At 72.6% G+C, this 21895-nt stretch carries 16 protein-coding genes, 3 pseudogenes and 1 CRISPR repeat array; of the genes and pseudogenes, 9 read left to right on the top strand and 10 right to left on the bottom strand.

Annotation, left to right across the window (positions count from 1 at the left end; translation table 11 throughout):
* Window positions 1-106 precede the first annotated feature (106 nt).
* From C1701_RS21260 to pdhA, 3 genes are read right to left on the bottom strand one after another with little or no spacing between them, the layout of a single operon-like run.
* Window positions 107-1399 carry a dihydrolipoamide acetyltransferase family protein gene (locus tag C1701_RS21260; protein WP_103056495.1) on the bottom strand — a complete coding sequence of 431 codons (1293 nt, stop codon included), beginning with the start codon at window positions 1397-1399 and terminating at the stop codon, window positions 107-109.
* On the bottom strand, window positions 1396-2406 hold the full coding sequence (locus C1701_RS21265) for an alpha-ketoacid dehydrogenase subunit beta (RefSeq protein WP_026418148.1): 1011 nt from the start codon (window positions 2404-2406) through the stop codon (window positions 1396-1398). The genes C1701_RS21260 and C1701_RS21265 overlap by 4 nt, the downstream gene beginning before the upstream one ends.
* The gene (gene pdhA / locus C1701_RS21270; protein WP_026418149.1) at window positions 2403-3506 is read right to left on the bottom strand and encodes a pyruvate dehydrogenase (acetyl-transferring) E1 component subunit alpha; all 1104 of its coding nucleotides are present in this window, start codon (window positions 3504-3506) and stop codon (window positions 2403-2405) included. The genes C1701_RS21265 and pdhA overlap by 4 nt, the downstream gene beginning before the upstream one ends.
* A gap of 137 nt (window positions 3507-3643) precedes the next feature.
* On the opposite strand from pdhA, the gene C1701_RS21275 reads away from it, so the two are divergent.
* The 6 genes and pseudogenes from C1701_RS21275 to C1701_RS27755 all read left to right on the top strand — a co-directional run.
* The gene (locus C1701_RS21275; protein ID WP_026418150.1) at window positions 3644-4282 is read left to right on the top strand and encodes a TetR/AcrR family transcriptional regulator; all 639 of its coding nucleotides are present in this window, start codon (window positions 3644-3646) and stop codon (window positions 4280-4282) included.
* A gap of 227 nt (window positions 4283-4509) precedes the next feature.
* Window positions 4510-5175 (top strand): MmyB family transcriptional regulator, encoded by a 666-nt coding sequence (locus tag C1701_RS28240; RefSeq protein WP_443098129.1) that lies wholly within the window; start codon window positions 4510-4512, stop codon window positions 5173-5175.
* Window positions 5176-5237: 62 nt separating this feature from the next.
* Window positions 5238-5693: direct repeats of the CRISPR family, unit length 28 nt; unit sequence GGAACAGCCCCGCGTGCGCGGGGAGGAC.
* Window positions 5694-6143: 450 nt separating this feature from the next.
* Window positions 6144-7316 (top strand): annotated as a pseudogene (locus tag C1701_RS21285) (alanine--tRNA ligase-related protein); the annotation flags it as partial.
* 308 nt (window positions 7317-7624) lie between these two features.
* On the top strand, window positions 7625-8512 hold the full coding sequence (locus tag C1701_RS21290) for a helix-turn-helix domain-containing protein (protein ID WP_248783985.1): 888 nt from the start codon (window positions 7625-7627) through the stop codon (window positions 8510-8512).
* Window positions 8513-8521: 9 nt separating this feature from the next.
* Complete coding sequence (locus tag C1701_RS21295) at window positions 8522-8713, top strand: DUF397 domain-containing protein (RefSeq protein WP_030107256.1); 192 nt, start codon at window positions 8522-8524, stop codon at window positions 8711-8713.
* Between the two features lie 425 nt (window positions 8714-9138).
* Window positions 9139-9480, top strand: a pseudogene (locus C1701_RS27755) (cytochrome P450); the annotation flags it as partial.
* 53 nt (window positions 9481-9533) lie between these two features.
* On the opposite strand, the pseudogene C1701_RS27760 reads toward C1701_RS27755, so the two are convergent.
* A pseudogene (locus C1701_RS27760) lies at window positions 9534-10280 on the bottom strand (P-type ATPase); the annotation flags it as partial.
* A gap of 24 nt (window positions 10281-10304) precedes the next feature.
* On the opposite strand from C1701_RS27760, the gene C1701_RS21305 reads away from it, so the two are divergent.
* A complete protein-coding gene (locus tag C1701_RS21305) occupies window positions 10305-10559 on the top strand; it encodes a hypothetical protein (protein ID WP_103056497.1) in 255 nt (84 codons plus the stop codon).
* 315 nt (window positions 10560-10874) lie between these two features.
* Here the strand turns inward: C1701_RS21305 and C1701_RS21310 are convergent, their stop codons facing one another.
* The 3 genes from C1701_RS21310 to secA2 form a co-directional block, all read right to left on the bottom strand.
* The gene (locus C1701_RS21310) at window positions 10875-12221 is read right to left on the bottom strand and encodes a cytochrome P450 (RefSeq protein ID WP_081715399.1); all 1347 of its coding nucleotides are present in this window, start codon (window positions 12219-12221) and stop codon (window positions 10875-10877) included.
* A gap of 122 nt (window positions 12222-12343) precedes the next feature.
* Window positions 12344-12904 (bottom strand): GNAT family N-acetyltransferase, encoded by a 561-nt coding sequence (locus C1701_RS21315; RefSeq protein WP_081715400.1) that lies wholly within the window; start codon window positions 12902-12904, stop codon window positions 12344-12346.
* A 72-nt stretch (window positions 12905-12976) separates the two neighbouring features.
* Window positions 12977-15340, bottom strand: a complete 2364-nt coding sequence (gene secA2, locus C1701_RS21320; RefSeq protein WP_026418662.1) for an accessory Sec system translocase SecA2 — start codon at window positions 15338-15340, stop codon at window positions 12977-12979.
* Between the two features lie 426 nt (window positions 15341-15766).
* Here secA2 and C1701_RS21325 point away from each other — a divergent pair, with 426 nt between their 5' ends.
* Both C1701_RS21325 and C1701_RS21330 read left to right on the top strand, forming a co-directional pair.
* A complete protein-coding gene (locus C1701_RS21325; protein ID WP_245588775.1) occupies window positions 15767-16291 on the top strand; it encodes a GNAT family N-acetyltransferase in 525 nt (174 codons plus the stop codon).
* A gap of 202 nt (window positions 16292-16493) precedes the next feature.
* On the top strand, window positions 16494-17618 hold the full coding sequence (locus C1701_RS21330) for a hypothetical protein (RefSeq protein WP_103056498.1): 1125 nt from the start codon (window positions 16494-16496) through the stop codon (window positions 17616-17618).
* A 190-nt stretch (window positions 17619-17808) separates the two neighbouring features.
* On the opposite strand, the gene C1701_RS21335 is transcribed toward C1701_RS21330, so the two are convergent.
* The 3 genes from C1701_RS21335 to C1701_RS21345 form a co-directional block, all read right to left on the bottom strand.
* Window positions 17809-18432 carry a nucleotidyltransferase domain-containing protein gene (locus C1701_RS21335; protein WP_030106110.1) on the bottom strand — a complete coding sequence of 208 codons (624 nt, stop codon included), beginning with the start codon at window positions 18430-18432 and terminating at the stop codon, window positions 17809-17811.
* Between the two features lie 69 nt (window positions 18433-18501).
* On the bottom strand, window positions 18502-20388 hold the full coding sequence (locus tag C1701_RS21340; protein WP_026418666.1) for a hypothetical protein: 1887 nt from the start codon (window positions 20386-20388) through the stop codon (window positions 18502-18504).
* Between the two features lie 537 nt (window positions 20389-20925).
* Complete coding sequence (locus C1701_RS21345; protein ID WP_337661869.1) at window positions 20926-21888, bottom strand: aldo/keto reductase; 963 nt, start codon at window positions 21886-21888, stop codon at window positions 20926-20928.
* Window positions 21889-21895: the final 7 nt, after the last annotated feature.

Genomic DNA, 21895 nt, shown 5'->3' on the forward strand with positions numbered 1-21895 from the left:
CTGGGGCGGGTGCGGTGGGAACGCCCCGCGCTGGTCGGGTACGTGGCGGGGTGGGACACGATCCCGGGGGACGCGGCCCGGAGGAGCGGTCCCACCCCGCGTCGGCTCAGGCGATGATCCGCAGCGGGTGTTCGAGCAGGCTGGTGAGTGTGGACAGGAACCGCGCGGCGAGAGCGCCGTCGATGATGCGGTGGTCCGCCGAGAGCGTGCAGCGGATGCGGTGGCGCACCGCGACGGCGCCCTCGACCGCCGCGGGTTCGGGGAGGGCCGCTCCGACGGCGAGGATCGCGCCCTCCGGTGGGTTGATGATGGCGGTGAAGCTCTCCACCTGGTACATGCCGAGGTTGCTGATCGTGAACGTGCCGCCGGTCATGTCCGCGCCGCTCAGCTTGCGGTCCTTCGCCAGCCCCACCAACCGCCGGGACTCGGCGGCGATGCGGGAGACCGCCATGCGGTCGGCGTCGGCGATGACCGGGACCACGAGGCCGTGGTCGGAGGCGACCGCGATCCCGATGTTGACGTGCTCGTGCAGCAGGGTGGCCCCTCGGCCCTCCTCGGAGTAGGAGGCGTTGACCCCGGGGTGTTCCCGGAGGGCGACGGCGCTGGCCCGGACGATGAGGTCGTTGAGGCTGACCTTCCCCTGGCCGGCGTCGTCGAGCTCGGCGTTGATCCGCGCCCGCAGGGCGAGGAGTTCCTCGACGTCGGCGACGGCGGTGACGGAGAAGTGCGGGACCGAGCTGCTGCTCTCGGTGAGTCTCCTGCTGATGACCTGCCGAGTGGTGTCGAAGGGGACCGAGGTCGCTCCGGTGGGAACGCCGCCGTTCGGTGTGGTGGCACCGCCGCTAGCGGCGGGAACCGAGTGCCCGGTCGCCCCGGGGCCTCGGGCCAGCGCCCTGTCGAGGTCGGCTCGGATGATCCGACCCCCCGGCCCGCTGCCGATGATCTCGTTGAGGTCGATGGCGTTGTCGCGGGCGAGTCGCCGGACGAGCGGCGTGGCGAGCGGGCGTCGCGCGGGTGGGGAGGTGGCCGCCCCGCCCTCGGTGGGGGCCGGGTCGGTGGCGGGGGCGGGGCCGCTCTCGGGGATGGGCGGCTCGCTCGTGGCGGGTGCCGGGGGCTTCCCTTGGCTGGTGCCGTCCCGCGGAGGAGTCCCCGCCAGGGGTTCCCGGCCGTCGTCGATCCGGGCGATCACGGTGCCGATGCGCACCGTCTCGCCTTCCGGGAGGAGGATCTCGTGGAGGGTTCCCGCCTCGTAGGCCTCGTGTTCCATGGTGGCCTTGTCGGTCTCGATCTCGACGAGGACGTCGCCGATCTCCACCGCCTCGCCGGGCTTCTTGCGCCAGGCGACGATGACGCCTTCCTCCATCGTGTCGGAGAGGCGGGGCATGAGGATGTCGATCACGGGATGTCCTTCCCCGCGCGACGGCCGACGGAGGCGAGCGTCTGGCGGATGGCGGTGGTGACGTCGTCGGCGGAGGGAAGGGCCGCCGTTTCCAGGGTCTTGGCGTAGGGGAGCGGGACTTCGGCCATGGCGACCCGGCGGACGGGAGCGTCGAGCCAGTCGAAGGCGCCGTCGGAGATGGTGGCCGCGATCTCCGCTCCGATGCCGTAGGTGAGCCAGTCGTCCTCGAGGACGACGGCGCAGTGCGTCCTGCGGACGGAGTCGACCACGGTCTCCCGGTCGAGTGGGCGCAGGCTCCGCAGGTCGACGACCTCGATGTCGATGCCGTCGGTCTGGGCCATCCGCTCGGCGACGGTGAGGGCGACGGCGGCCATCCGGGAGTAGGCGACGACGGTGATGTCCCGGCCCGGGCGGGTGACGGCGGCTCGGCCGATCTCACCGGGGGTGTCGTCGTCCGGCACCTCGCCCTTCGCGTTGTACAGGGCGAGGTTCTCGAGGAACAGGACGGGGTCGTCGTCGCGGATCGCCGCCAGCAGCAGGGACTTGGCATCGGCGGGGTTGGAGGGCGCGACGACCTTCATCCCCGGCACGAACGCGTAGTACAGCTCGATGTTCTGCGAGTGGGTGGCGCCGAGTTGCTGGCCGCCACCTCCCGGGGTGCGGATGACCAGCGGGACCCGGGCCTGGCCGCCGAACATGCCGTAGATCTTGGCGGCGTGGTTCACGATCTGGTCGAGGGCGAGCAGCGAGAAGTTGATCGTCATGATCTCCACGACCGGTCGGAGGCCGAGCATGGCGGCGCCGATGGCCGCCCCGGTGAACCCCTCCTCGGCGATGGGGGTGTCGCGCACGCGCTTCTCGCCGAACTCGGCGAGCAGCCCGGCCGTGATCTTGTAGGAGCCCTCGAACACACCGATCTCCTCGCCGAGGAGCAGCACGTCCGGATCCCTGCGCATCTCGGTGCGGAGGGTGTCGCGGAGCGCCTGGCGGTAGGTCATGATGCTCACCGGTCAGCTCCGATCCTCGGGAGGGGCGCTGGTTCGAACAGGGGTTGTCCCGGTAGCCGCCGGGAGTCGTTGGGAACCGGCGTCGCGTAGGTGTAGTCGAACAGCGTGTCCACGGATGGCGCCGGACTGGCCTCGGCGAAGGCGACCGCGGCCGCGACCGCGCTGGTGGCCTCGGCGTCGATCTCGGCGATCGCCTCGTCGGTCAATTCGCCCTCGTCCCGCAGTCGGAACGCGAGGGCGGCGACGGGATCGCTGGTCCTGAGCGCCTCCACCTCCTCACGGGTGCGGTACTTGGCGGGGTCGACGACCGAGTGCCCCTTCAGGCGTGAGCTGACCGCCTCCAGGAGGAAGGGCCGCCCGGACCGGGCGCTCGCGAGGGCGCTGAGCATCGCCTCGCGCACCGCGACCGGGTCGTTGCCGTCCACGCGGGCCGAGGACATCCGGTAGGAGGCGGCCTTGCGGTGGAGTTCCGGTTCGCCGGAGGCCTTCTCCACCGTGGTGCCCATGCCGAGGCCGTTGTTCACGACGACGTAGACGACGGGCAGGTTCCACAGGGCCGCGATGTTGAGGGATTCGTGGAACGCGCCGATGTTGGTCGTTCCGTCGCCCATGACGCAGGCGACGGCCTCGTCGCCGCCCCGGTAGTCGATGGCGAGGGCCGCTCCGGTGGCCAGGGGGAGCTGTCCACCGACGATGCCGTATCCCCCGAGCAGCCGGGCGTTCCCGTCGAAGAGGTGCATCGAACCGCCCCATCCCTTCGAGACACCGTCGCGGCGGCCGTAGAGCTCCGCCATCACCCGCCCTGCCGCGACGCCCCGAGCGAGGGCGTAGCCGTGCTCGCGGTAGTTGGTGAAGAGGTAGTCCGTCTGTTCCAGGGCCGACATCAGGCCCACGACGGTCGCCTCCTCTCCGAGGTTCAGGTGGCAGTAGCCGCCGATCTCGGCCTGGGTGTACGCGCGTGCCGCGCGCTCCTCGAACCGGCGGATGAACACCATCCGCCGGTAGAACTCCCGCCGCTGGCCGCCGTCGGTGGCGGCGTCCTCCCCCGCCGGGCCGTGCTGCCCTCGCGGTTCGCGCACGGTGGGCCTGCGCTTGGCCATCGTGTACTCCTCGCTTCGTGCCCTGGCGGGCTCCGCGCCGGGTGTGGCGGAACCCGCAGATAATGACACTATTTAGTATCATTATAGGATGTGGGGCAGGCCGCCGACCCCGGCACGGTGATGACGAAGGGCATGCGATGACGCACGTGGAGGCGACGGGACGGCCCAAGCGTGGCCGCCCCACCCAGGAGGAACGCGAGCGCCGGCGAGACCAGGTCCTCGACGCGGCGGTGAGCCTCTTCGTGGCCAAGGGGTTCGGCCAGACCTCGATCGACGAACTCGCGGCGGCCGCCCGCGTGACGAAGCGCACCATCTACACCTACTTCGGCGACAAGGCCGAGGTGTTCACCGCCGCGGTGGAACGGTTCCGCGTGAGCGCGCTCGCCCAGCTCACGGCGGAGGACGAGTCGCTGACCGACGTGGCCACCCGCCTCGTCCTCGTGCTGCACTCCGACGAGGCGGTCGGACTGCACCGCCTCATGATCGCCGAGGCCCCCCAGTTCCCGCGTCTGGCCGAGCGCTTCTACGCCAGCGGCCCCCTCGGCTACATCGAACTCCTCTCAGCACTGCTCGACGCCGAGGGCACACCACCGGACGCCGCGGCGGACGGTCGCGCCGAGGCGCTGTTCGGCCTGCTGCTGGGCGAACCGCATCGACGCCGACTCCTCGGGCTGACCGCCGCTCCCTCCCCCGCCGAGGCACGACGCCACGCGCGGGCGGCGCTCCGCCTGGTGGTGGGCGAGGTGACGGCGCCGGCTGACCGCCCCACCAGCTGATCCGGGCCGGGCGCGCCTCACCCAGAGCGCCGGAGGGCCTCCACCTCGCGCGACCGCCGACCACCGACCACCGACCACGCGATCTCCGCTACCCCCGGCCGCCCCGGAGTCGAGCTGAGCCGGGCGGGTGGGCACGGCGGGACGCCCGACGGAACCGGCGGGCGGGTCGGTCACACCCGCCCGGCCACCCCCTCCTCGGGGGCGGCGTGTCTGGGGTGGGCTCGTCGGTGACCGGCGAGCTGGCCCCGCGCCGGGCCGCTCTCGCGACGCTGCCGCGCGCCCACGATCCTCACCCGCCCGTGGTCGTGGACCGGTACTGGAACGTGGTCAGCGGGAACGCCGGGGCGGGCGTGCCGACGGACGGGGTCCCGGCGACCCCGCTGGGCCCGACGACGAACGTCTTCCGGCTCACACTCGGCCCGGAGGGGCTGGCGACCCGCCTGGTCCACCTCGCGCGGGTCCGCCGGTTCCTGCTGGACCGGCTCGCCCGTCAGGTGAGGCCGTCCGGGGCCCCGGCTCCGGGGCTTCCTCGAGGAGGTCCCGTCCTACCCGACGACGGAGCCGGACGAGCCGTCGTCGGGCACCGCCGACCTCGCGTCAGGCCCCATCCGGGTACCGCCGCGGGTCAGGAGCCCGTACGGGGTGCTGTCGAGGTTCAGCACCCCGTGCTCTCGATCGGAACTCCGGCGGACGTGACGGTGGCGGAGCTGGCGGTCGAACTCCCCTACCCGCTCGACGAACGCGCACGACGACGGTGCCGCGCGGCCGGTGATGCCCCAGCTCGCGCCGGTGCCGGCCGCAATCACGAGGTCAGGCACTGTTTGGGAGGCCCGCTGGACGCCCACTGGTGCCCCTCTCCGCCCCACTTGCGCTGGCAAGGGACTGCCCTGTAGAGGGCCTGGGCCCTGCGGGCGGAGAGGACCCGGCGAACTGGTCGATGGACTTCTGGGTGTCCGGAACAGCCCCGCGTGCGCGGGGAGGACGGGCGCTACAGCGGCCGGCCCAACTTCGAGTTGGGAACAGCCCCGCGTGCGCGGGGAGGACCACGTCCACCGCGCCCGAGTTCGACAGGGGGCCGGAACAGCCCCGCGTGCGCGGGGAGGACTGGGTCATCACCCAACGGGGCACGAATGGCCAGGGAACAGCCCCGCGTGCGCGGGGAGGACCCAGTACCTCTACTACTCGTCCCTCGGCCTCGTCGGAACAGCCCCGCGTGCGCGGGGAGGACTCGATGAGGCGGTGCTTCGACAGGAGCGCAGCCGGAACAGCCCCGCGTGCGCGGGGAGGACGACGGCGTGAACCCGCGCCACCGGTGCCTCTTGGGAACAGCCCCGCGTGCGCGGGGAGGACCACCGGGACCCATGTTGACCAGCGCAAACGATGGGAACAGCCCCGCGTGCGCGGGGAGGACACTTCCTGACCTGCGGTATCGCGGAGCACTTGCCCCTTTTTCATTCACTTCTCTCGAAGCGTTGATCGGCACCGCACGCCTCCGGCACCCAGTATGCCGGTCATCGCCGAGGTACGCGCCTCCACGCCCACCTCACGACGTCCACCGCCCACTCCGTCGACGCGGTGCGCACGGCCGCCCTGGCCATGCTGGACGTGCCCGGGTTCGCCGTGCCCGACGAGATCACCCTCAGCCGGGGTCGAGCGGCGCCGAGGGAGGACGGCCCGGAGAGGGCACCCGCCCTGCGTGACCTGGTCGAGATCGTCGGTCGCCTGTGCGGACTGCCGGCGGTCGATCCGCGCCTGAGCTACCTGGCGGCGGGCGGCGCTGCCCGCCATCTCCCGTCGATCCTGCGCGGGCTCGGAGCACGAGGTTGGGACGGCTTGTCCTGGCAGGACCTCTGCTCGCACCGGTCTGGACAACGTCTACGAGACCGACCTGGTCCGCCCGGTGATCGAGCGGGCCGAGGCGCTGACCGGGCGCCGCTACGGGACCAACCCGGTCGACGACGTGCGGTTCCGGGTGATCGCCGACCACGCGCGCTCGGGCGTCATGCTGATCGCCGACGGGGTGACCCCCGGGAACGAGGCCCGGGGCTACGTGCTGCGGCGCCTGCTCCGCCGCATCGTGCGGTCGGCCCGCCTGCTCGGCGTCACCGACCCGGTGCTCGGCGACTTCAGCGCGGTCGTGCGGGACGCCATGGCCCCGGCCTACCCCGAGCTGGCCACCGACTACGCCCGCATCGAGGCGGTCATGCGCGCCGAGGAGAACACCTTCCTCACCACGCTGGCCAGCGGGTCGAAGATCTTCGACCTGGCGGCGGGGGAGACCAAGGCCGCCGGCGGCACGACCTTCTCCGGGGACAAGGCCTTCCAGCTGCACGACACCTACGGCTTCCCCATCGACCTCACCATGGAGATGGCCGCGGAGGCCGGGCTCACCGTCGACGAGGACGGCTTCCGCAAGTTGATGGCCGAGCAGCGCGCCCGCGCCAAGGCCGACGCCGCCGCCCGCAAGACCGGCCACGGCGACCGCTCGGTGTACCGGGAGCTGCTGGACCGGGGCGCGACCGAGTTCACCGGGTACGAGGAGCTGGAGAGCGAGGCCACCGTCCTCGGGGTGCTCAGCGAGGGCGTGCGCACCGGGCACGCCGGCGAGGGCGACATCGTCGAGCTGGTCCTCGACCGCACCCCCCTCTACGCGGAGTCCGGCGGGCAGGAGAGCGACGCCGGGACCATCGTGGCCGACGGCCTCGAACTCGAGGTCGTCGACGTCCAGAAGGTGGCGCGCAAGCTGTGGGTGCACCAGGTGCGCGTCCGCCGGGGCGAGCTGGTCGAGGGCCAGCAGGTGCTGGCCAAGGTCGACCCGGAGTGGCGAGTCGGAGCGCGGCAGGGCCATTCGGGCACGCACGTGGTGCACGCCGCCCTGCGGCAGGTGCTCGGCCCCTCGGCGTTGCAGAGCGGTTCCTACAACAAGCCCGGGTACCTGCGGCTCGACTTCGCCTGGCCAGGGGGGCTCTCCCCGGAGACCCGCAGCGAGATCGAGGAGGTCTCCAACCTGGCGGTGCGCAGCGACTTCCCGGTGCACGTGCTCCGAGGACGGGTCGGGGTCGACCGTGGAGCGGTCCGCGTCGCACAACGCGAACACCCGAGGCGCACAGGCCGCGAGTGCGGCGGCAAGCGGATCAACGCCACCTCGCCGACGACTGTGGGCATAGCGGGAAGTCAGGGCGAACCTGAGGAAGTTCGACACGGCAGGGCCTTCCTGTCAGGGGAGCACTGTGTCCACAATCACTGTATGGCAATACGTATTGCGCAGTCGATCGCCTGGCCGAGTGATCGTCTCCTGCCTTCGAGACGTGAATGCTTGTGGACAGCGCCAAGTGGTAGGAGATGATCGAGGCCATGAGCGAACCCCAAGCCGAGCACCTGTCGGAGCGCAGCGACCCGTCAGCACTGCGCTGGTTGATCGGCGTGGAGTTGGCCAACTACCGCAAGCAGAGCGGACTGTCACTGGCACAGGTGTCGCAGCTCTCGGGCATCACGAAGCCGAAGCTCGGCAACATGGAGGCAGGGCGGTTCCAGCAGTACCCGGACGACATCGCCACTGTCCTGCGCGTGTACGGGGTGGCGGAACGCGACATCGATCGACTGTGCGCACTCGCGGGCAGTAGCGATCGACGCGCCTGGTGGGCCCCCTGGTCCCACGTCGTGCCTGACTGGGTCCAGACGTTTGTAGGCCTAGAAGGACTAGCGACGTCCGAGTTCGTCTACGAACCGACGATCGTTCCCGGAATCCTGCAGGTTGAGGACTACGCAGAGGAATTGACCCGCGCCACCGGGTTCGTCCGCTCCGATCACCACGAGCGTTTCGTTTCCTTCCGCCTCGCCAGAGCAGAACGCCTCACCAGGCCGAAGCCTCTTCACGTCCATGCAGTGGTTAGTGAGAGCGCCCTCACCCTACGAGTAGGCAGCAGGGCAACGAGAAACGCCCAGTACCACCACCTACTAGCTCTTGCGGCCCTTCCGAACGTGGTCATCCAGGTGGTTCGCCCCGAGGCCGGGCCACACGCCGCCGCCACTGGCCCGTTCTACCTCTTCAACTTCGAGTTGGCCCGACCGATCGGGTACGTCGAGCTCCTGGACGGAGCTGTTTACGTGCAGGACGTTGATCAGATCGGCACCTATAGAATGGCTGCTGACAGCGTGGTTCACGCCGCACTGTCACCGACAGATACCGTTGACTTCATCCACTCGCTGATCAGCGGGAATGGAGACTAGGAGGCTGTGATGAACGCCATGGATCTCACCACTGCTTGCTGGCGGAAGTCGAGCCACAGCGCCAACAACGGGGTCTGTGTCGAAGTTGCTGGTGGTGCGGACTGGGCGGCCATCCGGGACTCCAAGAATCCGGACGGCGGCGCGCTCCTCCTCGACCACGCCCAGTACCGGAGCTTCATCCGCTCCGTCAAGCGCGGCTAACCGAGTCCACCTACGACATCCGCCGGGAAGCTGTTGCCCGCGTATCAGGGGCAGGAGCGCGACCGAGAACGCACGATCGACGAACAGGCGATGTTCGACCTCGACAGCGAACTCCCAGGGAGCACCTGCTGAGCACCCGGCCCCCACGTCTGGCCCTCCGCCCACGTCGGGGGTGACGTACCGGGGACCGGATGAGGACATCGACGGGACCACCACCGAGGTCAGGGACTGAAGGGGGTTCGCCAAGATCCCCGGCGTGCCCACCTCGTGCGGGGCGGCGGGGCGGGTGGGGACAAGGCCGCGCCACCCAAACACCGCGACCGCTCAGTAAGCGGAAACGGGTTCGACCGCCCCCGCTGCGCCTGGCCCGAGCCGCCGGCGGCCGGCACAGCGCAAGGTTCTCGCGGAACTCGGCGGCGGAATCTCTCCGCTCCGACCCCGCCCTGCTGCCCGACGCGGTGGAGGAGCTGCTGCGCTACCTGAGCGTGATCCACGTGGGTCCGATCCGAACCGCCCTGGACGACATCGAGCTGGACGGCCAGCTCATCCGAGCCGGGGACAGCGTCACCGTCTCGGTACCGGCCGCGAACTGGGACCCCACCCGGTTCCCCGAGCCGGACCGGCTCGACATCACGCGGCGGTCGACCAGCCACCTCGCCTTCGGCCACGGGATCCACCAGTGCCTCGGCCAGCAACTCGCCCGGGTGGAGATGCGGATCGGTTTCGGCTCCCTGCTCGGCAGGTTCCCCGGCCTCCGGCTCGCGGTCGAACCGGCCTGTTCGGCGAGGCGGACGACTCCCGCGTAGGTGCTGTCCTCGGCGGAGGCGGTGGCGACGAGTTCCACGGCCTGCCCCACGCTGACGACGCCGCTGCGCACGGTGTCCCCTGCTCTCCTGGTCACCGGGTCGGGTTCGCCGGTGAGGGCCGACTCGTCGAAGGAGGCGTCCGCGGTCACCCCCGCGTCGACGGGCACCACCTCGCCGGCGGCGACGACGATGCGGTCGCCGGGACCGAGCTCGGCCACCGGGACCGGGCGCGGTCCGTCGACGGTGACCAGCCTGGCCGTGCGGGGAATCCGGTCGAGCAGCGCGGAGAGGTCGTGGCCGGCCCGGCGTTGGGCGAGGGTCTCCAGGAGCCGACCGGTGCCGACCATCACCGCCACGACGGCGCCGGCCAGGAACTCCCCGACGACGAGGGTGCTGGCGAGGGCGAGCACAGTGGTTCCGTGCCCGGCGTCAACGCGTGCCTCGCGCCCGTCGCCCCGGCGCCGGTACCCAGGCCCCGGCCGGTCGCCTCGGGCGCGGGGACCCCGGCCCCCGAGGACGGGACCGCCTCGGGCGGGGGCGTCCTTGCCGACATCCAGGCCAAGGAGCACCCCGGAACGGCTGTTCGTCCACCTGCCGATCACTCGCCGCGAGTGGTCACCCGGGCAGGGCGTCGACGGCCGGCACCCCCGTGACGACGAGACCTCCCGAGCCGGCGGCCGTGTCCCCATCAGCGGTCTCGACGCCACCAGACCCGGTGACACCACCCCCGGATCACGCGCTCGACTCGGGCCGCCGGTCATGCCGGGCCTGGCGACGACGACTCCTTGACCAGGAGCTCCGACAACGGTGGCGGGGAGGCGGGGCACCGGGTGGGTGCTGGGGAGCCCGGCGAGCTGGGAGACCAGGCGGACCCCGAAGCCGGCGGGAGCGCCCCCGGACCCCGACCCCGCCCCGGCCTCAGCCGAGGGCCGATCCTGGAGGACGCGTTCCAGATCCTCGCCCGGCCACCACTCGCGGTCTGGGCACTGCTCCAAACCGACCGGGAGAACGGCATCGACGGGAACAGTTCCACCAAATGACCCAACGGAAGCTGGCCGCGATGCTGGAGCGCTACCCGAACACCGACATCGCTGGGGCCAGGAGGAGTTGGCCAACCAGGGCGAAGCGCCGTTCCTGTGACGTGCTGACAGCATGGCTGCCTCACTGGGCGGTCGGATCACACCATCCGTCCGCCCGTTCCCTGTTGCGGGCCACCCCGGTCAGATTCAGGACAGGCGTTCGCCCCTGACACCGGTGGCGGGGGCTGGCGTCCGGCGGCGGCCCGAGCGACGTGGCTGGTCAGGTGGCGCCCGTCACCCGTGGTGCGGCCACCGACCGGTGCCCGCCCGCCGCGCTCAGCCCCGGCCCGGGCACACGACGGCCCGCAACCCCCACCGAGGGCGCATGGCCGCGAAACTCGTGGGTTGGATCCACTGCGGCACCAGGCGCAGTGAGGTCCGGGTGAGCAACCGCGCCAGCATCACGGTCAGCTCGGTCGTGGCGAACACGGAGCCCACGCAGCGGTGCGGTCCGGCGGCGAAGGGCAGGTAGGTGGCGGTCGTCGGTCTCTCGTGGACGGGTGAGGCCGGGTCCCACCGTTCGGGGCGGAACCGCAGCGGCTCCGCCCACACCCCCGGCATCCGGTGGGTGACGTAGGGGCTGAACAGGATCGTCGTCCCGGCCCGCACCGGCTGGCCAGCCACGGTGAGGTCCACCGCCGCCGTCCTGGCCGACAGCACCGCCGGCGGGTAGAGCCGCAGCGTCTCGTGGACGACCCCGCCGAGGAACGTCAACCGCTTCAACGCGGCCGCCGTCGGGGGTTCCTCGCCGCATTCGGCCAGCACCTCGGCTCGCGCCCGGTCCCACACCCCCGACGTCGAGAGCATCGCGTAGACGGCCCACGCCATCGCGGCGCTCGTCGTCTCGTAGCCGGCGGCGATCAGACTCACGGCCTGGTCCCTGATCTCCGCGTCCGACAGGGCGGTGCCCTCCTCGTCGACCCCGTTCACCAACGCCGCGAGCACGTGGTCGTCGGAGTCGACGATGCCGCCCCGCACCCGCGCGATCTCGTTCCGGATCCGCTCGTCCACCACCTCGCGGGCGGCGGTCGCACGACGCCACAGCGGCGTTGCCAGGCGTTCCCTCGGGCCGTTGAGCTGGGGGAGCGGGTCGAGGAGTCGGAGCAGTACCTCCAGGTGGTCACCGAAGAACGCGGTGTCGGCCGCGAGCCGGCGTCCGAACAGCGACTCCAGGGTGCTCCGGAGGACCGCCCGCCGGAACGTGGCGTACACGTCGACGACCTGCCCGGGCCGCCAGTCCGCCACCGCCTCGTCCGCGCTGGCGGCCATGGTGGTGACGTATCGCGCGACCTGGCGGTGGTGCATCGCCGGCGCGACGAGGCGTCGCCGGCGGCGGTGCTCGGCGCCGTCGCTGACGATCAGCGCGGTGGGCCCGTCCACCGGCACGAGGCTCTGGAAGGCCTCCCGCCACCGGAACAGGTGTGAGTTCGCGAAGACGAACCGGTTGGCCTCGGGGCCGAGGAGGAAGGCGACGTCGCGCGACCCCACCCGCAGGCGGGTGACGGGACCGCGCCTGGCGCGCAGCGCCAACAACGCGTCGCCGGGGCGGTAGCGCACCGTGCGGTTCCGGAACCGCCACACCGTGTGCCGCGTCCCGGACCTCTGGAGGACTCCCCCCGACATCCGCGCCTCCCTGCCGCCGCCACCAGGACGCCGAGGTTAGCGATCAAGGCGGCCAGCGGGAAGGGAACGAGCCGCGCACCCTGGTCGGCGGGCCGGGACCGGGTCCAGCCGTGGCCGACCTGTCACGGGACCGCCCGATCCGCCGTTCCCCGGCCGACCGGGGCCGTGACGGCTGGCTCGTCGGAGACCCGGCGGGTCAGGACCTGGCCGGGCCAGCCGTTCCGTTCGAAGCGGTGGGACGGGGTGAACCCGGTGCTCCGGTAGTAGTCCACGAGCGCGCCCCCGCCACCGGCCCAGCAGTCCACCCGGACCAGGTCGATCCCCCGGTCGCGGGCCTGCCCGACGGCGTGGTCGAGCAGGGCCCGCCCCAACCCCCGAGGAGCCGACTCGCGGTCGGTGATCAGCAGGTGCACGTACAGCTCGCGTTCCTCCACCGGCTCCACGTACTCCGGCGGCACCTCCCTGGTCGACAGCGCCCCGGTCGGTGTTCCGCCGGTCTCCGCGATGAGCAACCCACCCGCCGTGGCGATGCCCCGGAGCCGGTCCACCGCCTCCGGCCGCTCGGACCAGGGCACGCTGCCCCACTGGGCCTCCCGCCCTCGGGCGGTCAACCAGCGGACGGCCCCGTCGAACAGGGTGAGCAGCACGGGCAGGTCCCGTTCGGTGCCCTCCCGAACCAGCATGGCGTCTCCTCCTCGCGGGCGTGCTTCGAGGTCACCCGAGTCCGACCAGGACGCGGGGCATCAAAGCGGCGGTCAGTCCTCGTCGTCCGCGCGTCCGCGCCGGCCGTCCAACATGCGCCTGATCCCCCGGAACGCCCGGTCGAGCTCGGAACCGAACGGGTTGTCCTGGACCAGGTACGTCCAGGTCGCGGTGGGCCGCACCAGGCCGGCGTCGTCGAGGTCGATGCCCTCGGCGGTGATCGTCGCCTCCTCGAAGGTCCTGGCGGCCCGCTCGTCGACCTCGCCGAGCAGGTCCCTGAACGCGGGGATCGCCGCCCGGTGGTACTCGTCCAGCGGGTTCTGCTTGCCCAGGGCGTGCAGGTGGATGCTCTCCCGGAGGTCGCTGAGGAACGCCAGGTGCTCGACCCAGCAGCGGTCCAGGTGGAAGAGGGTGATGCGGCGGGCCACGGAGACGAGGACCTCCTCGTCGATCTCGGCGCTCAGCTCCCGGTAGCGGTCGGGGCAGCGCCGTTCCAGCTCCCGCAGCGCGGTGTCGGTGCCGAGCAGCAGTTCGCGCCGTTCGTCGAGGATCGCCCGGTGGCGCTCCGACAGCCGGCTGTAGCGGAACGTGTTGCTGTGGATCTCCAGCAGCGCGGCGTCGGCGACCCGCTGGGCGTGGTCCAGCAGCCGTTCCGCCGCCAGCCCCGTGACCTGACCGTCCTCCTCGGTGGTGGTGGGCAGCCGGGCGTCCGGGGCGTGTCGGACGACGAGGTCGTCCTCCAGGCTGCTGAAGAAGATGGACCGGCCGGGGTCGCCCTGCCGGCCGGCGCGGCCCCGCAGCTGCTCGTCCAACCGGCGGGAGACGTGCCGGTTGGTGCCGACGACGCAGAGGCCGCCGAGGTCCTTGACCTTCTCGTGGTCGGCCTGGTCGGACCCGCCCAGCCGGATGTCGGTGCCCCGCCCGGCCATCTGGGTGGACACCGTCACCGCCCCCAACGCGCCGGCCTCCGCGATGATCGCGGCCTCGGCCGCGTCGTTCTTGGCGTTGAGGACCACGCAGTCCACGCCGGCGCGTTCGAGCAGTTTCGCCAGGTGCTCGGACTCGGCCACGTCCATCGTCCCGATCAGGACGGGTTGGCCCGTCTCGTGGGTCCGCGCGATGTAGTCGACGATCGCGGCCTCCTTGTCGGCGATCGTGGCGTAGACGCGACTCGGTTCGTCCACCCGGACGCAGGGCCGGTTGGGCGGGATGATCGACACCCCGAGGTCGTAGAAGGTCCTGAGCTGCTCGTCCGCGGCCCGCGCGGTCCCCGTCATCCCGCAGACGGTGGGGTAGCGGCTGATCAGCGCCTGCACGGTCATGGTGTCCAGCACCTCACCGGTGTCGCTGACCGCGAGCCCCTCCTTGGCCTCCACGGCGGCCTGGAGGCCGTCCGGCCAGCGCTGGAGCTCGGCGACCCTGCCCCGCGACTCGTTGATCAGCTGGACCCGGCCGTCCCGCACCAGGTAGTGCACGTCCCTGCGCAACAGCACCCTGGCGTGCAGGGCCACGTTCACCTGGGACAACGTGGTGCCCACGTGTTCCTCCGAGTACAGGTCGACCCCGCCGAGGGCGTCCTCGACGGCCGCGGCCCCCTTCTCGGTGAGGAACACGTTCCGGTCATCCTCGTCGGTGCGGTAGTGCAGGTCCGGCTTCAACGCCCGCACGAGGTCGGTGATGATGCTGTCCGGGGCGGCTCCGGCGGTCGACCCGGCCAGCACCAGGGGGACCCTGGCCTCGTCGACGAGCACGGAGTCCGCCTCGTCGACCAGCGCCACCTGCGGCGCGGGCACGATCGGGTCGGTCCCCAACCGGTCCCGCAGCACGTCGAACCCGAACTCGCTGACGGCGGCGTAGGTGACGTCGGCCGCGTAGGCGGCCTCCCGTTCCTCGGGGGTCGAGGTGGAGGAGATCCACGCCACGCTCAACCCGAAGGCCTCGTACAGCGGCGCCATCCACTCCGCGTCCCGGCGGGCCAGGTAGTCGTTGACGGAGATCACGTGCACCTGCCGTCCCCGCAGCGCGAACGCCGTCGCGCCGATGGCGCCGGCCAGCGTCTTGCCCTCGCCGGTGAGCATCTCCACGACGTCCCCCGCGAACATTCGCGCGGCCGCCAGCAGCTGGACGTCGAAGGCGGGCATGTCCAACCGGCGCCTGCTCACCTCCCTGGCCAGGGCGAGGAAGCGCACCAGCTCGTCGCGGTCGAAGGTCGCCGTGCTCCCGGCCCCGTCGTCCCCGTCGACCGGTCGGTGCCGACGCGACAGTGCCGCGAGCCGTTCGGCGAGGTCCGACTCGGTGAGCTCCCGGTACTCACCCTCCAGCTTCGCGGCCGTGGCGACCACCGCCCGGGAACGCGAGAAGGCCCGCCGCCGCGAACCACCAAGCACCTTCCAGAACGCACTGCTCAGTCGGCCCATGCCGCCTTCCTCGGAGCACACCCGTGGGAATTCCTGTTGAATGCCCGTTTCACTCAGATCCCACCATGCCTGACCGGATGAGTCGATGGGGCCAGGGGCATCCCGGCCGCCTTCCGCCGCGCAGCGCTCCGGGGGACCGGGAGCTGGTGGTGCGCGGCCGTTCCGGGAGGGTGGTGGCACCGGGGAAGCGGGCGTTCCCGGGACGGGAGCGCCCGCCTGTGGCCCCGGCCAGGGCCGGGGGTGTGGGCTGGGACGCGGCGGCCATGCCCGCGTTCGCGTCCCCTTCCGGGCAGGCCCGCACGGCCTCGACGCTTCGCCGGCACCGCTACCCGGGTGGCGGTGCCGGCAGCCGGCCCCTCCCCGAACGTGAAAGGAAATCGTCTTTCTCCTCGGCGCGACGTCTGGTTCGCTGGAGGAGTGGGTGACGTGATCAGCTCGGAACGACTTGACCTGGTTCCACTCGACGCGGAGGCGCTGTCGCTGGTGGTGGTCGGCGACGTCCCCGGGCTGGAGCGGGCCCTGGGCGTGGTGGTGCCGCCGGAGTGGCCCGCCACCGTGCCCGCCCGCCTCCGGTTGGACCAGCTCGCCGAGGACCCCGCCGAACTGCCCTGGCTGGTGCGGGCGATGGTCGACCGGGACGAGCGGCGGATCGTCGGGGTGACCGGTTTCCACGGGCGGCCGGACGACCGGGGGCGGGCGGAGGTGGGCTACGAGGTGCTGCCCGGGGACCGCCGTCGCGGCTACGCGCGGGAGGCGGTCCTCGCCCTCGCGGACTGGGCCAACGCCAGCGGTGCCGCGTTGACCTGCGTGGCCAGTGTCGCGCCCACGAACGAGGAGTCCCTGTCGCTGGTCCGTTCGCTGGGCTTCCGCCAGGTCGGTGAACGCCTCGACCCGGTCGACGGAGTCGAACTCGTGTTCGAGCGCGGCCTGCCGTTCTCCCTCGACCCCTGACGAGACGCAGCCGCTCCAGCAGCCCCGCCGCTCCGCCTCCGGGTGGGCGGGAGGCCGTCACCCCCGGCCGCAACCGGGCCACGGGCTCATCGGACCAGTCGCACCCCGGTGCCGCGCCCGGGCGCCTCCCTCGGATCTTGACCTCGACCGCGGTCGAGGTGTCAGGCTCGTCCCTCCCCGACCACCCGACGAAGGGCGAGCCGTGACGACCCCGTTCCCCCCGACCAGCGCACCGGCCGGTGATCCGCCGTTCCGCGTGTTGTCGGATCCCGCCGACCTGCCCGCCGTCCCCGAGGAGGTCCCGCCGACCGACGCCCAGGCCTGGTGCTCCTTCGTGGTGTGGGTCCCCGACCGCCTCCCCACCGGGTGCGTGGCCCGGGCGGGCACGCTGCGCCGGGAGGCGCCCCCGGGCCGCCCCGACGGCAGCGACGTCGGCAGGTCCCCCTGGTCGCGCGCCAACCCCTGCGCCTACCGGTTCGAGGTGGTCGGCGAGGGCCGGCGCCTGCGCGTGAAGCAGTTCCTCTACGACTGGGCCGTGCCCGCCCTCGACCACCCGAGCCTCTGGCGCAGCCGAACCTCCGCGCGACCGTTGGACGGGCGGCACGTGCTGTGGTTCGGGGTCGACTACCTCGGCAACAGGGGGACCTCGGCGCGGTTGGGGCGGACCATGGTCGAGCTGTCCGTCCTGGACGGCGAGTTCACCGAGGAGGAGCTCCTCGACCTGCACCGCTCGCTGCGACCAGCGGACGCCGACGCCCCGTCCCGGCTCGCCGCCGTTCCCTTCGCGGAACTGAGCTACTGGGCCCGGCACCACGACGTCGAGATGGTCGTCGTCCCGACCGGGATCTGGCGGTTCGACCGGGACGGGGACACCGCGCACGAAGGGGACTGGGTGACGCCGCCCCACCACGCGGCGCTGCTGGGCGCCCTCGGTCTCCCGGAGCGCCTTGGTGGCCTGGCGGTGGACAGCGCCGCCCGCTTCACCAACGCCGAGGGCCGCACCGAGGTCGAGGTCCTCTACAGCGGCGGCCCCGACCGTGGACGGGAGCTGCGCCTGGTCGCGCAGCGCACCGGGCGGGGGCGGCTGGTCGTACCACCCCGGCCCTCCGCGCACGAGTGGGCCACGCGGACGACCACGACCCTGCGGGGGACCACGGTATGGCTCGGCTGGATCGACGAGGACCACGGCCCCTTCGACTGCGTGGGGCGCGCGGCCAACGGTGTCGAGTTCCGGCTGGTCAGCGGCAGTGGGGTGGGCCTGGACCGCCGCTGGTTCGAGTCGGCGTCGACCGAGCTGCTCGCCGGGTGGGATCCACCAGCGCGCTGAGACGCCGGTGCCACCGGCCACGCGGTGCCAGCCCGGCCAGCGCCCCTCCGTCCCGTCCCGCGTCCCGGGCCTCGCCGGGCGGGAGTCCCGAGGTGGTCCCGGGGGAGGGGGCGGTCGGGCCGTACCGACCCGCCGGCCACGGGGCGGTTACCGGATCACCGGGAGAGGGGCCCCACCCGTCACCGGTGCCTCATCCCCGCCGGGGAGAAGGCCCCTCGTCGTCCAGCCTGGTCCGCCACGGGTGGTCGGCACCGAGGTGGTTCCGGAGCCAGGTCCGTCGCCCCTCGTCCAGTCGGGGCAGCACCGCGGCGAAGTCGATCTCGTCGCGGTGCCGGGGAGCCGCCGCCTTGTAGTAGAGCTGCACCTCCGGCGCCAGCACCGGCACCCCCGTCGCGGTCCGCCAGCCGAGCCCGGCCACCGGGCGGCGCACCCGGGGATCCCGGCGGGAGACCCACTCCCCGCCGACGCGTTCGTCGACCATCAGCTGGAGGCGCCAGGGAGCCGAAGCCGTCGGGCGGCACCAGATGTCGTGCACCCGTGTCGGGAGGGGCTCGCCAGGCTCCCAGCGCCGCAGGGTGCCTGGCGGGTCGGCGGCCCACAGCTCCCAGTCGGCGAGGGCGAGCCGGAAGGCCGCGACGTCCGGCCGCAACACGACGACGTCGACGTCGGAGTGCGCGCGGACCGGCCGGCCCACCGCGAGTTCGACGGCGTGCCCGCCGGCCACCCACCACGGGGCGGCGACCTCGGCCAGCAGGGCGGCCACCTCCGGAACACCGAGCGGGTCCCACCGTCCCAGGTCATCCTCCGCGATCACCTCCCCAGCCTGCCACCTCCCGTGAACCCCCGAGGTCCACCAGAGGGCTCAGGCCGGCTGGTCGGAGTCCTAGTTGGTCCGCTTGCTGGGCAGGTGGCGTCCGATGTACCCGACGTAGACCCGGCCGGAGTGCGCCGTGTCGTCGAGGTAGTGCAGGCGTGGGCTGGTCATCCCCTGCTTGGTGATCTTGAAATGGGCGCCCATGAAGGCCCTGCCCTCCGGGCGGACCTCGACGGGTACCGGGAAGGTGCGGGCCGAACTGAAGTACTGGTTGTTCTGCACGTCGTTCGTCTCGTTGTGCGCGTGGCGGTTCGCGGAGACGCCCCGACAGCCCCGGGGCAGGTCGCGCAGGTATCCGGCGACGTCCCGCTCGCACCGGCCCTCGGCGCTGGCCGCGGCGTAGTCCTCCAGCGCGACCAGGGCGGCCCAGATCTTGCCCACCCACACGCACAGGGTGTCCTTGTCCGCGAGGGCCCGGGTGATCTGCTGGTCCCCGGTGAAGGCGACGTGCGCCAGCTTGTCGAGGTGTTCGAAGAGCTCCTCGTAGGTGTGCGGTCGGGCGTCGTCGTCGCCGGACGGGGGCTCCAGGTGGGACACCCGGGCGTCCCGCGCCCACAGGGCGAGGGTCCGGCGCAGCCGGGTCTCGACCGTCAGCAGTTCCTCGGCGGTCTCCGCGTGCTCCAGCTGCTCGTCCTCCCAGCCCCGTCGGAGCAGGTCGCGCTCCTCACGCAGCCGGTCGATCTCGGAGGTCCGCTCCCGCAGGCGTTCCGCGATCAACTCGCGCGTCGACCGGGCGTGCCGGGCGGCGGAACCGAGCGACCCGAGCGCGGTCAGGGACTCCACCGTCACCTCCGCGCTGCCCGTGGCGGCGAGCAGGGCCTCGGTCAGGGCGGTCCACCGTGCCCGGTCGACGAGCACCCCCTCCGGTGCCGGCTCGTCCCGGGGGGTGCCGGTGGGCTCGCCGGCCTCCTCCGGGACCGGCTCGCTCCCGTGGTCGTCGGGGGCGGTTCGGGCCGGTGGCGGCACCGCCGGGCGGGCGGGGGCTGCCGGTGATCCGTCGCCGGACAGGCCCGCGACGACCAGGCTGTCCATCTCCTCCTCGAGCGCGCGGTGCGCCCGGAGCACCGCGCCCGGGAGCGGGGAGTTCTCCGCGACCTCCCGCGCCTTCCACCCCAGGATCCTGGCGTTCTCGCGATCGTCGGACTCCACGATCCGCGACAGCCCCAGCAACCGGTGCTGCCGGGCGCCGACGCGGTCGGTCAGGTCAAGACCTGGGCGGTAGCTGCGCAGGCTCCAGGGCGGGACGGCGTAGGCGGGGCCGGCGTCCCGGTTGAACGCCTCGGTCGCCGCCGGATCGAGCACGTAGGTGGTCGCGAGCCCCGTGGTCTGGTTGAGGAGCCGACCGGCCAGGCCCTCCCACCGGGCGAACTCCACGTCGTCACCCCCGGACGATCCGGCGAGGATCGCCAGTCCCCGTCGCCCCGGGTCAGCCAGGACGGTGAGCAGCCAGTCGGTGTCGTCGACACCGACGCGGGCGGGCGCGGGGCGCAGGGTGTGCGCGCCGTCGCGGACGTCCAGCACCTCGGTGAGGGCGGTGGCCAACCGGGGTGTTCCGGTCCACACGCGGCGGTCGCTGGTTCCTCGCGGTCCGGGGGACTCGACGTCGAGCCACAGCCACGGTCGGTCCCGCTCCCGCCTGGGCACCGCGACGGTCAGCTGCGTGACCCAGCCGCGTGGCTCCCGGATCCGAGCCCGCACCTGGTGGGAGCCGTCCCGTAACCGCCGTTCGAGCAGAGCTCCCTCCACGTCCCGTTCCAGGCGCACCGACCGCCCGGGGGTCAGCGCGTCGGCCTCGTAGCCCTTGCCGCGCAACCAGGAACGCAACTGGCCGAGCACGATTCTGACGAGGTGGTCTCGGTCGCCGTGGACTTCGCCGAACATGCGGTACCCGAGCATGGCTCCTCCGGACGGGATCGCGGCTGGACCGGTCGGACGCCGTGAAGTGCCCGGGCGCGCTGCTCTCGCCGCACCCCTCGTCGGCGGCGGGGGACACCGGACCGAGGGGTGGCTGAGCTGTCGGACGGAGGGTGCGGAGTTGGACGGGCGGGGCCTGGAGCACGGGAACAGCGGAACGGGGAGTGCGCGGCGTTCGGCCGGGTGGTCCAGCCTAGCGCGCCCACCACCGGGGCCGCGGCGGTTCCTGGCCGAGGATTCCTTGGTTGACCAGCCAGTTCGTCGAGCGGACGTCCTTCGAGGATCGGGGCGAGCGGCGGAGGGACCCCGGGAGAGCCCTCGCCCCCGTCAGGTGAACGGCGGCCGACCACCCCGCCCCCGGAAGTCGCCCTGCCGATCCGCTGGTGCCCGGCCCCGCCCCGCCCCGGACACGTCCGGAGCTGCTCCGCTCGCGGGCGTGGCCACCGGAGCGGGAGGTCGGCGCCAGCCGCCGACCTCCCGGCCAGGGCGGACGGTCGGTGCCGCCACCCGAGGAGGAACTCAGGCGGCGTCCAAGGCGGCTCGGACCTCCTCGGGCAGCACCAGCTGGGCGCCGTCCAGCGCCTCGTCGAGCTGGGCGACCGCGCTCACCCCCACGATGGGCGTGACCACCGGATCACCGGACGACATCCAGGCAAGGACGACCTGGTTGACGGTGGCCCCGACGGCGTCCGCCGCGTCGCGGAGCGCCCTGAGACGCCGTGCGGAGGCCGCGCCCCGGTACTCCGGCGCCAGCGGGGTGTCCGGCCGGGTGTAGGCACCCGAGAGCAGGGGGGAGTAGCCGACCAGGTTGAGGCCTTCCGCGCTGGCGTGCGCCAGGTCCTCGCCGTCGAACGCCCGCTGCGGACCGAAGGGGACCGAACGGTCCGGGACGAGGTAGGTGTACCGCTGCTGGAGGTGGGAGCACCGGGGCCAGCCGTGCCGGGCGGCCAGCTCCAGCGCGGCCACCGTCCGCTCGCGGCGGTGGTTGCTCAACCCGATGTGGGACACCTGACCGGCGGCGACCAGTTCCGCGAACGCGCCCAGCGTTTCCTCCAGGTCGGTCGACTCGTCCTCCACGTGCGCGTAGAGGAGATCCACGGAGTCGGTGCGCAGCCGCTCGGCGCTGCGCTCGAACTGCTCGCGGATGACGGCAGCCGACAGGCCCTCCGCCTGCTCCGGCCACGGCGCCCCGAGGGTGGCCGGCCGCGAGCCGACCTTGGTCGCCACCACCATCTCCTGGTGCGCTCCTCGGTCGGACAGCCACCGGCCCAGCACGGCCTCCGACTCGTCGCCGGTACCGCCGTCCGCCCAGAAGCAGTAGCAGTTCGCGGTGTCGAGGTGGCGGCCTCCCCGTTCGGCGAACCGATCGAGGATCTCCCGCGAGCGGTTCTCGTCGACCCGGGTGCCGAAGTACATGGTCCCCAACCACGGTCCGGGAGCCTCGGGGCCACGGGTGGGGTTGTCGCCGATGGGGTTCGTCACGGTGTTC

The sequence above is a fragment of the Actinoalloteichus sp. AHMU CJ021 genome, from assembly GCF_002895405.1.
Lineage (GTDB): Bacteria > Actinomycetota > Actinomycetes > Mycobacteriales > Pseudonocardiaceae > Actinoalloteichus_B > Actinoalloteichus_B caeruleus.